Source organism: Zhengella sp. (assembly GCF_041397485.1).
GTDB lineage: Bacteria > Pseudomonadota > Alphaproteobacteria > Rhizobiales > Rhizobiaceae > Zhengella.
In genome coordinates this window covers 41160-54462 of sequence record NZ_JAWKWO010000003.1, presented here as the reverse complement: position 1 = coordinate 54462, position 13303 = coordinate 41160, and the positions used below count along the sequence as shown (strand labels likewise).

General features: G+C 64.3%; 15 protein-coding genes. 4 read left to right on the top strand and 11 right to left on the bottom strand.

Going from position 1 to position 13303, the window contains the following annotated elements; translation table 11 throughout:
- Positions 1–20: 20 nt before the first annotated feature.
- Positions 21–1421, bottom strand: coding sequence for an L-serine ammonia-lyase (locus R3D65_RS09990; protein ID WP_371275084.1), 1401 nt, complete (start codon positions 1419–1421; stop codon positions 21–23).
- Between the two features lie 173 nt (positions 1422–1594).
- On the bottom strand, positions 1595–1723 hold the full coding sequence (locus tag R3D65_RS09985) for a hypothetical protein (protein ID WP_371275083.1): 129 nt from the start codon (positions 1721–1723) through the stop codon (positions 1595–1597).
- A 375-nt stretch (positions 1724–2098) separates the two neighbouring features.
- Between R3D65_RS09985 and R3D65_RS09980 the strand changes: the two genes are divergently transcribed.
- Positions 2099–2386: a DUF3253 domain-containing protein gene (locus tag R3D65_RS09980; RefSeq protein ID WP_371275082.1), complete on the top strand. Its 288-nt coding sequence runs from the start codon at positions 2099–2101 to the stop codon at positions 2384–2386.
- Here R3D65_RS09980 and R3D65_RS09975 read toward each other — a convergent pair.
- From R3D65_RS09975 to R3D65_RS09965, 3 genes are read right to left on the bottom strand one after another with little or no spacing between them, the layout of a single operon-like run.
- The gene (locus R3D65_RS09975) at positions 2365–3159 is read right to left on the bottom strand and encodes a YdcF family protein (protein WP_371275081.1); all 795 of its coding nucleotides are present in this window, start codon (positions 3157–3159) and stop codon (positions 2365–2367) included. The two genes, R3D65_RS09980 and R3D65_RS09975, sit on opposite strands and share 22 nt — an antisense overlap.
- A complete protein-coding gene (locus R3D65_RS09970; protein WP_371275080.1) occupies positions 3160–4521 on the bottom strand; it encodes a mechanosensitive ion channel family protein in 1362 nt (453 codons plus the stop codon).
- Positions 4518–5348, bottom strand: coding sequence for an aldo/keto reductase (locus R3D65_RS09965; RefSeq protein ID WP_371275079.1), 831 nt, complete (start codon positions 5346–5348; stop codon positions 4518–4520). The genes R3D65_RS09970 and R3D65_RS09965 overlap by 4 nt, the downstream gene beginning before the upstream one ends.
- Positions 5349–5428: 80 nt before the next feature.
- On the opposite strand from R3D65_RS09965, the gene R3D65_RS09960 reads away from it, so the two are divergent.
- Together R3D65_RS09960 and R3D65_RS09955 are read left to right on the top strand one after the other, a co-directional pair.
- Complete coding sequence (locus tag R3D65_RS09960) at positions 5429–6397, top strand: heparan-alpha-glucosaminide N-acetyltransferase (protein ID WP_371275078.1); 969 nt, start codon at positions 5429–5431, stop codon at positions 6395–6397.
- Entirely contained in the window at positions 6394–6876 is a 483-nt protein-coding gene (locus R3D65_RS09955; RefSeq protein WP_371275077.1) for an isoprenylcysteine carboxylmethyltransferase family protein, read from the top strand. The genes R3D65_RS09960 and R3D65_RS09955 overlap by 4 nt, the downstream gene beginning before the upstream one ends.
- Before the next feature lie 28 nt (positions 6877–6904).
- Here R3D65_RS09955 and R3D65_RS09950 read toward each other — a convergent pair whose 3' ends face one another.
- Together R3D65_RS09950 and mgtE are read right to left on the bottom strand one after the other, a co-directional pair.
- Positions 6905–7291 carry a MerR family DNA-binding transcriptional regulator gene (locus tag R3D65_RS09950; protein ID WP_371275076.1) on the bottom strand — a complete coding sequence of 129 codons (387 nt, stop codon included), beginning with the start codon at positions 7289–7291 and terminating at the stop codon, positions 6905–6907.
- Positions 7292–7425: 134 nt separating this feature from the next.
- Positions 7426–8847 (bottom strand): magnesium transporter, encoded by a 1422-nt coding sequence (gene mgtE, locus R3D65_RS09945; RefSeq protein WP_371275075.1) that lies wholly within the window; start codon positions 8845–8847, stop codon positions 7426–7428.
- A gap of 152 nt (positions 8848–8999) precedes the next feature.
- Between mgtE and R3D65_RS09940 the strand changes: the two genes are divergently transcribed.
- Positions 9000–9431, top strand: coding sequence for a DUF4864 domain-containing protein (locus tag R3D65_RS09940; RefSeq protein WP_371275074.1), 432 nt, complete (start codon positions 9000–9002; stop codon positions 9429–9431).
- Here R3D65_RS09940 and R3D65_RS09935 read toward each other — a convergent pair whose 3' ends face one another.
- The 4 genes from R3D65_RS09935 to R3D65_RS09920 form a co-directional block, all read right to left on the bottom strand.
- Entirely contained in the window at positions 9432–9848 is a 417-nt protein-coding gene (locus R3D65_RS09935) for a DUF2177 family protein (RefSeq protein WP_371275073.1), read from the bottom strand. It abuts the gene before it with no gap.
- Positions 9849–9950: 102 nt separating this feature from the next.
- Positions 9951–11081 carry a tRNA guanosine(34) transglycosylase Tgt gene (tgt, locus tag R3D65_RS09930; RefSeq protein ID WP_371275555.1) on the bottom strand — a complete coding sequence of 377 codons (1131 nt, stop codon included), beginning with the start codon at positions 11079–11081 and terminating at the stop codon, positions 9951–9953.
- A 470-nt stretch (positions 11082–11551) separates the two neighbouring features.
- Positions 11552–12625, bottom strand: a complete 1074-nt coding sequence (queA, locus tag R3D65_RS09925; RefSeq protein ID WP_371275072.1) for a tRNA preQ1(34) S-adenosylmethionine ribosyltransferase-isomerase QueA — start codon at positions 12623–12625, stop codon at positions 11552–11554.
- A 139-nt stretch (positions 12626–12764) separates the two neighbouring features.
- Complete coding sequence (locus tag R3D65_RS09920) at positions 12765–13274, bottom strand: peptidylprolyl isomerase (protein ID WP_371275071.1); 510 nt, start codon at positions 13272–13274, stop codon at positions 12765–12767.
- Positions 13275–13303: the final 29 nt, after the last annotated feature.

Below are 13303 nucleotides of genomic sequence, written 5' to 3'. Positions count from 1 at the left end.
CATGTTCTCCACAGGTCGCGTCAGCATTCCGGTACGTTCACTGCCAGACCACCAAGCGCCGTTTCCTTGTAGCGGCTGTCCATGTCGCGGCCGGTTTCCGCCATGGTACGGATACAGGCGTCGAGCGAGACGATATGGGCGCCATCGCCATGCAGCGCCAGTGACGCCGCGGTCACCGCCTTCACGGCGCCCAGCGCATTGCGCTCGATGCATGGCACCTGCACAAGGCCGGCCACCGGGTCGCAGGTCATGCCCAGATGATGCTCCAGCGCGATTTCGGCGGCGTTTTCCACCTGTTCCGGCGTGCCGCCCATCACCGCCGCAAGCCCGGCGGCGGCCATGGCTGACGCAGAACCGACCTCGCCCTGGCACCCCACTTCGGCCCCAGAAATCGAGGCGTTGTGTTTTATGATTCCGCCCACTGCGGCTGCCGTGAGGAGGAATTCCCGCCGTTGTGCGCGATCCATGCCGTCATGAAACCGCAGCGCGTATTTCAGCACGGCGGGCACGACGCCCGCTGCCCCGTTCGTTGGCGCTGTCACCACCTTGCCGCCCGCTGCGTTTTCCTCGTTGACCGCCATGGCATAGACGGACAACCAGTCATTTGCGGCCATTGGATCGGCCTTGTTGAGCAGGCTTTGCTGGGTCAGGCGCCCATGCATGGCGGCCGCGCGGCGGCGCACCCGCAGCCCGCCCGGCAGTTCGCCGGTGGCGGCCAGTCCGCGCTCGATACAGGCGTCCATCGCATGCCAGATCCGGTCAAGGCCGTCATCCAGATCGTGCCGCGCCATGCGTTTTTCTTCATTGGCCCGCTTCATGGCGGCGATGGACAGGCCGCTTTCTCGCGCCATCGCCAGCATTTCGGAGGCATTCGAGAACGGAAACGGCGAACCCGGCCCCTCCTCCGGACCAGGACCGGCATGAACCGTGTTCAGTTCATCCTCGGTGACCACGAATCCGCCGCCGACCGAGTAATAGACCCGGCGAAGCAGGACGCGGCCGTCCTCGTCATGCGCGCTGAACGCCATGCCGTTGGCATGGCCTGGCAGCGCGTTCTGCCGGTCGACGACCAGGTCGTTCTCGGGATCGAAGCGATAGGCCGGATGCCCGGCCGGCCGGACCATGCATTCCGCAGCAATGCGCGCGACAGCCTTGTCAGCCGCATCCGGGTCGATGCCGGCGGGCGTATGGCCGTCGAGGCCCAGCAGGACGGCGCGATCGGTCGCATGGCCCTTGGCGGTGAAGGCCAGTGAGCCGTGCAGGCTGGCTGAAAGCCGCGTGACCGTCGCGCCGGCAGGCCGCGGCCAGGCATCATCGCGTATCTCGTCGAGGAACCGCCGCGCCGCATTCATCGGTCCCATCGTATGGGAACTCGACGGACCAAGCCCGATCTTGAACAGGTCGAATACCGACAGGAACATGCCCAATCTCCCAGACCGGCGGACAGTCCCGCCGCTACTGCCGGACTGTCGCAATCCCGGATTTCTTTTCCGGCGCAGGAACCGCCATCGCCTTGGCCATTGGCGACATCGCAAACGAAAAACGCCGGTGCATGCGGCACCGGCGTTGTTCCAGGTAAATGCTAATGAAAATGTCAGTTTGCAGCAACCACCGCCGTGGTTTCCGCGCCGCCGAACAGCCAGGCCAGCAAAATGATGCCGGCAAAGGCCGCCACTGCCCAGGCTGTCACGCCCCAGCAGCTTTTCTGAACGGTTTCGTCCATGATGATCCTGTCTTGCTGTTGCTTCGCAGGTTGCCGCCTGCAAGCCGGCATGGGCAACCCGTGGCGTGGACCGATACGCCCGCTGACCTGCCATTGCAAGTCCAAAAGCGGCGCAAAAATGGCCCGCAGCTTTCGCCATCTTCATCACCGGACAACAAGTTTCTGAAATATCTCGATATTCTCGATCACGGCCTTTAACAAATCGGTAACATATGGGGCCGGAACGTGGCGGCGTGACGGTTTCGCAATCGGCCGGCAAGGCTGCAAACATGGCGGCCGCTCGACAATGGAATCGGCCCTGCCCGCATGACTTGCCAGATCGCCGTGTCCATGAAATGTACGGGCATCGGGAAATAGCGGGAGAACGGGACGGCCATGATCCGGGTGGACGAAACCAGATTGCGCCAGACCATCCAGGATCTGGCGAAGGCGCGCGGCCCGGGAAAGACCATCTGCCCGTCGGAAGCGGCGCGCGCGATTGCCGGGCCTGACGAAAAGCAATGGCGGCTGCTGATGAAGCCCCTGCGCGCCCAGGCCGTGGCAATGGCCAAGGCTGGGGAAATCACCATTCTGCGCAAGGGCAGGCCGGTTGACCCGGACGACTTCCGCGGCGTTTACCGCATTGCCATGGCAGCGGACGGTCAAGGTGACGGAAAGAACTGAGGAATCCGACCTGTCAGGTAGTATGCCGCCAGTCCGATCCATTCCCGCAGGCCAAGTGTTGCCTCCTCCATGGCGTCGATCGGCGTCCGCCGGGCAAAGCTGAGGCCAGCAGGGCCCGGCGTGCGGTAGTCGACCGGCCATGGCGTCACATCCAGTCCCGCTTCGCGAAAAAGCGCCATGGATCGCGGCATGTGAAAGGCTGAGGTCACGAGCAGCCAGACCTCATCCTCGCCAGTCGCGATGAGCGCGCGCGTGAAACGGGCGTTTTCCTGCGTGTTTCGCGAACGGTTTTCCAGAACCAACCGGTCCCGGTCCACGCCAAGCGCCGTCATCAGCCGTTCGGCACTGTCGGCATCCCCTTCTCCCTCGGCGATCAGGGCGCCCGATCCGCCGGAGATGACAATCCTGGCGTCGGCATAGCGCCTTGCCAGGATGGCGCCCTCCACGAAACGGTCACCGGCATCCTCCAGTTCATGGCCCCCGCGCGCCAGGTTGACGGCACCCGCCATGCCTCCGCCCAGGATGATGACGCCCGCAACCGAGGCCGGCGGCGGATCCGGTCTTTGAAACCGTTCCTCCAGCGGGTTGAGCAAGAGTTGACCGGCATTGGTCCACCCGCCGGCGACCAGAAGCAGCAAACCAAGAGATGACAATGTTATTGTCAAACGCCGCCATTCCAGCATCGCGGCCAGCCCGGTTGCCAGCATCAGCAGGAACAGAAGGCCCAGCGGCTGAATGGCGAACCAGGCGATCTTGGAGAGATAGAAGAACATCTAGGCCTGATCCTTCCCGGCACGGCGCCGCTGCGCCGGCCGCTTTCCTGTCTGCTCGCCCGCAGTGGTCACCTCCACCGGCGTGCGCATGATCACCTCGCGGTGCGGGAACGGAATGCCAACCCCGTTTGCCTTGAACGTGTCCCACAACGCGATCATGACGGCGCCGCGCACATTGGTCAGTCCGGCCTGCGGATCGGCAATCCAGAAACGAAGCACGAAGTCGAGTGAACTGTCCCCGAAACCGATCAGCCAGCACACCGGCGAGGGATGCGACTGCACCCGCGGGGCCGCAGCCTTGCAGGCTTCGATTGCCAGCCGCGACACCTCATGCGGATCGGCGCTGTAGGAGACCCCGAACTCCACATCGAGGCGCACCAACTGGTCGCTGAACGACCAGTTCACGACACGGTTTGTGATGAACTCTTCGTTCGGGATCAGGAATTCCTTGCCGTCGCGCGTAACGACGGAGACGAAGCGGGCGCGCAACTCGCGAATCCATCCGAACGTCTCATCCAGCGAAATCGTGTCGCCCGGTTTGATCGAACGGTCGAGCAGGATGATGATTCCGCTGATGAAATTGGAGACGACCTTTTGCAGCCCGAAGCCCAGACCGACGCCGACCGCCCCCGAAAAGACGGTCAGCGCGGTCAGGTCGATACCCAGCGATGACAGCGCCACCGCGCCCGCCAGCAGCACGAGCGCGATCTTGATCACCTTGCCGAGCAGGACGCGCAGGGACGGCGTCAGGTCATCGCTGCGCTGCAGGCGCCGGTCGATGAAGTTGCCGACGCCCGTGGCGAGCCACAAGGTGACGCCCATGGCGAAAAGCGCCTGAAGCGTGAACCAGAGCGAAATGCGCGCCTGCCCGACGCTCAGCGCCAGGCTGTCGAGAAGCACCTGCACCTGGTCCGAAACGCCGAGAACGATGATAGCTGCCCAGATCCAGCCGGCATAGGCAACGAGGCGGGCAAACATCCGGTTCCGGATCACCCGGGAAACGACCGCGATTACCAGCCACAAGGTGGCAAGCGACAGGATGAGTGAAATCAGCCAGGACCGGCTGGGCCAGGTCACCGCCCGCATCACCGACAGGGTGATTGCCATGGCGAGGATGAAAATAACCCATTCACTGCGCCTGAGAAGGGCGACGACCATCCGCAGCAAGCCGGGATTGCCACGGATCCGCCGCGCCCGCTCTTCCAGCGCCGGCTCCACGCGCAGCGAAACGAGCCAGGCGACAAGGAAGACCCATGCCGCGATCGCGAGCTGGATGCCGGTCCACAACGGATCGATCGAAGCGATCAGGTCTTCGATGTTCTGTGCGACGGCGGCAAGCAGCTCGGCGACCGATTCACTCATGCGGCATCCCAGACCGGTGAGAAGTCGAAATCGCAAATCCGTGCGTTGCGCTGGCGCAAAGCGGAGATTGCCGCCATCTCGTCATCGCTGAGGGTGAAATCGAAGACCGAGAGGTTTTCCGCCAGCCGTTCCGGCCGCGATGTGCGGGGTATGGCGATCACGCCATCCTGCTGCACATGCCAGCGCAACACGATCTGGCCGGGTGTGCGCCCATGGGCGGCAGCCGCGTTGCTGACCGCCGGTTCGTCGAACAGCGCGCCTCCGCGGTAAAGCGGGCAATAGGAGGTCAGCGCCATGCCATTGGCTGCCAGCATCGCCTTCAGCTTGTCCTGATTGAGATAGGGATGATACTCGACCTGGTTGCACGCCAGCGGAGCATCGCTCAAACCGATGGCCTCGGCCAGAAGCCCGCTCGGAAAATTCGAAACGCCGATATGGCGGGCGAGGCCGGCTGCCCTGACCGCATTGAGCGCGCGAATCGAATCGCTGAGCGGAATGGCCGGATTGGGCCAATGAATGAGCAGGAGATCCACCGCATCCACGCCCAGCCGCTTCAGACTGGCCTCGGCGGAGCGCTGCAGGTCTCCGTCAGCGATATCGGTGAACCACACCTTCGTGGTGAGAAAGTAATCATCCCGGGCCAGTCCGGACGCCCGCAACCCTTCGCCGACCGCTTCCTCATTGGCGTATTTGGCGGCCGTATCGACATGGCGATAGCCTACCCGCAGCGCTTCAGCCACCATTTGCGCGCAATGCTCGCCCTCAAGTGTCCACGTGCCCATACCAAGCGCGGGAATGGAAGCTCCGTTTGCCTCAACCCTGTGCATTGACCGTCTTCTCCTTCATTGACGATTGACCGGACCCTGCCCGGTTGAAATACCTGTTATCCATGATCGAAGGTCAGTCTATGGCATCAGCACAATCGGGCAAGGGCCGCATCGCGGCAATCGACGCGGCGCGCACCATCGCGCTGGCCGCGATGGCCGTCTATCACTTCACATGGGATCTGGAATTTTTCGGATATGTGCAGGCGGGCACAGCCGCCAGCGGCGGATGGAAGCTCTTCGCCCGGTGCATTGCCGGTTCCTTCCTCCTGCTGGCCGGAATCGGCTTGGTACTCGGCCACGGTCAGGGCATGCGGTGGCGCGCCTATCTTGTGCGGCTCGGGCGCGTGGCCACGGCCGCCGCGCTCATAACACTGGTGACATGGTTCGCCATGCCCGACAGCTTCATCTTCTTCGGCATCCTGCACCAGATCGCATTCGCCGGCATACTCGGTCTGGCCGTCCTGCGTCTGCCGTGGATTGCCACCGCGGTGCTGGCCGCAGCCATCTTCGCGCTCCCCTTCGTGTTCCGCGATCCGGCATTCGCAGCCCCCTGGCTGCGCTGGACCGGCCTCGCCCCCTTCCCGCCCGTCTCCAACGACTACGTCCCGGCCTTCCCGTGGACCGGCGTGGTGCTCGCGGGCATGGCGCTGGCGCAACTTGGTGGCGCCCATGGCTGGTTCGAAGCCTTGCGCAGGACGCGGCTGAACGCGCTTGTTCCGGCTTGGCTTGCATGGCCGGGACGCCATAGCCTGGCATTCTATCTTCTTCATCAGCCTATTCTGATCGCGCTGGTGTGGACGTGGGCACAATTCCTTCCACCAGCGATCACCGTCGGCGATGCGCGGCCGGGATGCGAGGCACAATGCATGCAGACCGAGGACGAGGCCTTTTGCCGCGCATGGTGCCTTTGCGTGCTTGACGAACTCGATTCGCGCGGCATGCTCGCCGAAGCCTTGGGCGGTCAGCCCTCTGCGTCTGCACGTCAGGCGGTCGAAGCGGCCCGCGCGCTCTGCGAGGCGCAAGCAACTACGGAGAAACAGCAGCCATGAGCGCAAACCTTGAAAGGCCGAACCGGATACCCTGGCCACCCTTGCTCTATGGTAGCGCCATTCTGGCCGCAGTGGGCGCACAGTTCCTTTTTCCCCTCGGATTCGCGTGGATACCGCACCCCTTCTCCGACATCCTGTTCGCCATCGGCTGGGTGATCATTGCCGCCGCGCTGGCACTGGACTTTTCGGCCATGGCGACATTGCACCGGGCCCGCACGACCGTATGGCCCAACCGCCGTTCCGATCATCTTGTCAGTTCAGGTCCGTTCCGCATCACGCGAAATCCGATCTATGTCGGCAACACCATGCTGATGATTGGCGTCGGTCTCGTTTCCGGGATACTCTGGTTCATCCTGCTGGCCTTCGCCGCCGCCTTTGCCACCCAGAAGCTCGCCATCGAGCGTGAAGAGCGCCACCTCGCCCATCGCTTCGGCAAACCCTACCGCGACTACATGAAAAAGGTCCGGCGCTGGATTTGAGCCGCATCCGGAAACGCGTTCTCCGGGGTCAGGTCGTGACCCCGAGCTCGGCCATCCGCTCCAGGCAAGCCTCTTCCGCCCGGTCGAGTTCGGCCAGCGTTTCCTCCAGGTCGCGGCGCTTCTGCCGCAGTTCCTCGCGCCGTTCCTCGATCTTGGCGATGATGGTCTTCAGTTGACCGCCCTCGCCCGGCGGTTCGCGGTACATCTGGATGATGTCGCGGATTTCGGCGATGGAAAAGCCGAGCCGCTTGCCGCGCATGATCTGCTTGATGAGATGCCGGTCCGCCGGGCGGTAGAGCCGCGTACGGCCGCGGCGGTGCGGCTGGATAAGGCCTTCGTCCTCATAGAAGCGCAGCGTCCGCGTGGACACGCCGAACTCCTTGGTGAGTTCCGTTATGGTGTAGAATTCACGCATGCCCGCAGCCTGTCGATGTTCCGGTCCTTTCCAAGTCTGCATAACCCTTACGTAAAAGTCAAATACACGGCAGAGACCGGGCTTGCCGCGGGCAGTGCCACCCCGGCAGACCGGACGAAAGCTGCCCGGCGCGGTCACCCCAGGGAAAACCACCAGGCGGCCAGCGCCAGAAAGGCAAAGAAGCCGACCACATCGGTCACGGTCGTCACGAAGACGCCCGAGGCGATGGCCGGATCGGCGCCCACCCTGTCCAGCAGCAGCGGAATGAGAATGCCGGCCAGCGCGGCCGCCAGCATGTTGACCACCATGGCCATGGCGATGACGGCGCCAAGCCCGGTATTCGAGAACCACAACGCCGCGACCACACCGATGATGATGGCGAACAGGACACCATTGAGTATGCCGACCATGGTTTCGCGCCGAATGACGCGGCCGGCATTGTAGATGTCGATATCCTTGGTGGCCAGCGCGCGCACGGCCACGGTCATGGTCTGCGTCGCGGCATTGCCGCCCATCGATGCCACGATGGGCATGAGCACCGCCAGCGCCACCATCTGCTCGATCGTCGCATCGAACAGGCCGATCACCAGCGATGCCAGCACCGCTGTCCCGAGATTGATCAGGAGCCAGAGGAAGCGTGAGCGCGCGGCCTCGGCCACGCTGTCGGAAAGTTCCTCGTCGCCGACGCCACCCATGCGCTTGATGTCTTCCTCGGCCTCCTGCTGGATCACGTCAACGACATCATCGATCGTCAGCACGCCGACGAGCCGCTCGTTCTCGTCCACGACAGCCGCCGAGAGCAGGTCGTACTGCTCGAACACCTGTGCGGCCTCTTCCTGGTCCATCGTGGCCGGAATGGCATGGCGCGTCTCGTGCATCACCTCCTCGACCTTGGTGCCGCGCCGGGTGCGCAGGATGCGATCGAGATTGACCGCGCCGACCAGCCGGAACGTCGGATCGATGACGAAGATCTGCGAGAAACTGTCGGGAAGATCCTTGTCCTCGCGCATGTAGTCGATGGTCTGGCCGACGGTCCAGAAGGGCGGAACGGCGACGAATTCCGACTGCATGCGCCGGCCGGCCGTCTCTTCCGGATAATCGAGCGAACGGCGCAGCCGGATCCGCTCCGTGAACGGCAGCTTGGACAGGATCTCTTCCTGGTCTTCCGCTTCCAGGTCTTCAAGGATGTAGACCGCGTCATCGGAATCGAGTTCCTGCACCGCCTGCGCGATCTGGTCGTTTGGCAGCGATTCCACGATCTGGAGGCGGATCGCCTCGTCCACCTCGGTCAGGGCGGCGAAGTCGAAATCCGCGCCCAGCAATTCCACCAGCGCGCGGCGCTGGTCCGGGATCAGCGCCTCGATGAGGTCGGCCAGTTCCGATTCGTGCAATTCCCCGGCGTCACGCTTGAGCGTGACCGTATCGCGATCCGCGATCGCCGCGCCGATATGGGCCAGGTAGGAGGCGCGCACATAGCCGTCATCGTCATAGATGTCGGCGCCATCCACGCTGTCCTCGCCTTCGGCCGGACCGTTTTCCAATTCTTCAGCCGACACCCTGCCCTCCATCCGACTCACACATCCTGCCCCCTGTCTAGAGCAACATTTCCGCCGAATGAAGGCTCGCGCGCGGTGTTTTCGCACCCCTGCGAAACCACCGCGCGCCGGATTTCGTACCCTCATGCAGGAAACCAGCAACGGAGACCGACATGCCTCATGCCACCACCCGCCGGCTTTTCCTGCTTGGCGCCGCCGCCATGTTCGCCATGCCTGCGCAGGCGCAGGATGGCGCAGACACCGCCGGCGCCCAGGCCGCCATCAGCGGACAGATGGAAGCCTTCCTCGCCGATGACACGGCTGCCGCCTACGCCTTCGCGGCCCCGAACATAAAGCGGCTGTTTCCTACCGTGGACAGGTTCGTCGCCATGGTGGAGCAAGGCTACCGGCCGGTCCGCCGCCCTTCCTCCTATGCCTTCGGCAGATCGATCCCGCTCGCCAGCGGCCTGCTGCTCCAGGAAGTCTTGATCGTCGGACCGCAGGGCAAGGGCTGGAAGGCGCTTTACCGGATGCAGTTGCAGCCCGACGGGAGCTGGAAGATCTCGGGCGTTTCGCTCAAGTCCGCCGATCTTCCATCCGCATGATCAATTCGCCGCGGACACGAGGCCCATCGCCCTGAGCACAAGGAAGGCGCCACCGGCGGAAAGCGCGCCGACCAGGACACCCCAGCCCGTGTCAGTGACGGCAACGACCGGATCGTATCCCTTGAGCACGGCCAGATTGGTGCCATTGTAGGTCAGGTAGGTGAACAGGCCGAACAGGGCGCCATTGACCACCGCCGTCGAAAGTACCCCGGTGGTCATGGCCGGAACAAGCGCGAACCAGAGCAGCCCGGCCACCCAGATGACGTAGAACACCGCGGCCACGCCCATCCGGGGCTGGTCGAGGAGCAGGCCGTCCATCCGGCTCCAGTAGAAATTCTTCGCGACATAACCCAGCCAGATGAAATCGAGGACCAGGAAGGCCGCCATGGCGGCGAGGTATGCGACGGCGTATTTCACCTTGCGTGCTCCTTAAACGGCATATCCGCTCGGAATACGCGCCCCGCACGCCCGCGGTTCTGTACCGCCCGCCAAAAAGAACGCGCGCGCATGCGCACCGGTTCACAGTGGCGCCACGTCACCCCGCTCCCAGCCGGCCTGTGTCCGCGCCATGTAGTCGCCGTAGCCGCCGGCCTCGATGGCATCGCGCGCGCCCTGCATCAGCCGCTGGTAATAGGCCAGGTTGTTCCAGGTCAGCAGCATCCCGCCCAGCGCCTCGCCCGAGCGCACGAGGTGATGAAGGTAGGCGCGCGAATAGTCGCGCGCCGCCGGGCAATCGCTTTCCGGATCGAGCGGACGCGGATCCTCCGCATGGCGCGCATTGCGCAGGTTGATCTTCCCGAAACGCGTATAGGCAAGCCCGTGCCGTCCGGCCCGCGTCGGCATCACGCAGTCGAACATGTCTATCCCGCGCGCCACCGATTTGAGGATGTCGTCCGGCGTGCCCACCCCCATCAGGTAACGAGGCTTCGCCTGCGGCAGCACCGGACAGACCGCCTCCAGCATGTCGAGCATCACCGCCTGCGGCTCGCCCACGGCAAGCCCGCCCACCGCGTAGCCCTTCAGGTCCATGGCTTTCAGCGCTTCGGCCGAACGCACGCGCAGCGCCGGCACGTCGCCGCCCTGGACGATGCCGAACATGGCCTTGCCCGGCTGGTCGCCGAAGGCGGTCTTGCAACGCTCCGCCCAGCGCAGCGAAAGCTCCATGGCGCGCTCCACGTCGCCAGCCTCGGCCGGCAGGCGGATGCATTCGTCCAGTTGCATCTGGATATCGGAATCGAGCAGCCCCTGGATCTCGATGGAGCGTTCCGGCGTCATCTCGTATTTCACGCCGTCGATATGCGACTTGAAGGTCACGCCGCGCTCGTCCAACTTGCGCAGCGCGGCCAGCGACATGACCTGGAAGCCGCCGCTGTCGGTGAGGATCGGATGCGGCCAGCGGGCAAAGTCGTGCAGCCCGCCCAGCCGCGCCACCCGCTCGGCCCCCGGCCGCAGCATCAGGTGATAGGTATTGCCCAGGATGATGTCCGCGCCGAGATCGCGCACCTGGTCCATGTACATGGCCTTGACCGTGCCGCCCGTACCCACGGGCATGAAGGCCGGTGTGCGAATGGTGCCGCGCGGCATGGTGATTGCGCCGCGCCGGGCACCGCCGTCAGTGGCAAGGAGAGTGAAGGTGAAATCGCTGCGCATGACGTCCGCATTCCTCGTACCGTTCTTGAACCACTTGCCCTTCAGGACCGACCATCGCAAGGGCCGCGCCAGGCCGAACCATTGCCACGCCCGCATTTTGCGTCTGGCCATTGCTTGAATCGGAAAGACAGGCGGTCACCATCTCGCGTGTCTCATATTTTATCATGCGATCCGGTGACCGCCTGCCGCATGTCTGTTCGCCGCCGCTCCGCCTGCCGTCCTTCCGGATCTCTCGACCCGTGAACGGCGGCATCGTGCCCATTGCCGGCAGCCGGAAAGCACCGGCCCCGGCGAGCCACCCGCGATAGGGCGTTGACCAAAGGCCCATTGCAAGCCACGCGGAAGACGCAACCGTCCGCCTGCCGCCGTCAACCATGCCTGCCCCCCGCGTATCCCGGTTCATGACCCGCGTTCCCGTGAAGGCAGCGGGGCAAGGATAGCGCACGGTACGCGCGGTGTGGAAAGAGCATTCATTGCTTCCTGAAAAGCAGGCTGGAATCACCGTAGGAATAGAAGCGGTAGCCGCCGGCAATGGCATGGTCATAGGCTGCGCGCATGGTTTCCAGCCCACTGAAGGCGGAAACGAGCATGAACAGCGTGGATCGCGGCAGATGAAAATTCGTCATCAGCACGTCGATGAAACGGAACCGGTAGCCCGGCGTGATGAAGATGTCGGTCGGGCCGGACCATTCATGCAACCGCCCGGCCTCGTCCGCCGCGCTTTCCAGCAGCCGCAGCGACGTCGTGCCGACCGAGACGATGCGCCCGCCGCGCGCCTTGACCGCGTTCAAGGCCGCCGCCGTCTGCGCGCTGACATGACCGATCTCCGAATGCATCCGGTGATCGCGGGTGTCGTCGGCCTTGACTGGCAGGAATGTGCCGGCGCCGACATGCAGCGTCACGAAATGCCGCTCGATTCCGCGCGAGTCGAGACGCTCCATCAGGCGCGGCGTGAAATGCAGGCCCGCCGTGGGCGCGGCCACGGCACCTTCTTCGCGGGCATAGATCGTCTGATAGTCGGCCCTGTCGCGCTCATCCTCCGGCCGTTTCGACGCGATATAGGGCGGCAGCGGAACATGGCCGACTGCATGCAGCGCCTCGTCCAGCGACGGCCCCGACAGGTCGAAGACGAGTTCGACATCGCCGCCCGCGCCCTTTTCGCCGGCGGTCGCCTCCAGAGCCCCGAGGAAGCAGGCGTTCCCCTCATGGCCGAAACGGATGCGGTCTCCCGCCTTCACCCGTTTGCCCGGCTTGAGGAAGGCTTTCCACCGGTCCGGACCGGTGCGCATGTGCAGCGTGGCGGAGACGCGGGCCTCGCCGCCATCGCGAATACGAACGCCCTCGAGCTGGGCCGGGATCACGCGCGTGTCGTTGAAGACGAGCGCGTCGCCCGGCGCAAGGAGGTCCGCCAGGTCCAGCACGCCCCGGTCTTCGAGCGCTTCGCCGGGCCGCACCACGAGCATGCGCGCCGCATCGCGCGGCTCGGCCGGACGCAGGGCGATGGCGCTTTCGGGAAGCTCGAAATCGAAAAGATCAACACGCATGGGCGGGCCTTTACAGCATTCCGCAGTCTGGTCAAATCACGGCACGCACCCGGCGGCAAGCCGGTTCAGGGCACCGGCCGGACATGCCAAGGGCGCCGGTCATGCCGGCGCCCCTGATATCCAGGACAGCCGCACCGCCTCAGGCGTCGGCGGCAACTTTCATCGAGACGATGGAATCGGGATCCTGCACCGGCTCGCCACGCTTGATCTTGTCGACATGTTCCATGCCCTCGATCACCTGGCCCCACACCGTGTACTGGCGGTTCAGGAAGCCGGCATCCTCGAAGCAGATGAAGAACTGCGAATTGGCCGAATTCGGGTTCATCGCCCGCGCCATCGAGCACGTGCCACGCGCATGGTTCATGTTGGAGAACTCGGCTTTCAGATCCGGCTTGTCGGAGCCGCCCATGCCGGCGCGGGCCGGGTTGAAGTCCTTGCCGCCCTTCTTGCCGTAGCGCACGTCGCCGGTCTGCGCCATGAAGCCGTCGATGACGCGGTGAAAGACGACACCGTCATAGGCACCCTCGCGGGCCAGCTCCTTGATGCGGCCGACATGGCCGGGCGCAAGCTCCGGAAACATCTCGATGACGACCTTGCCCTGCGTGGTCTCCATGACCAGCGTGTTTTCCGGATCCTTGATCTCAGCCATTGCGTCTACCTTCCTGCTTTGATTCGAAA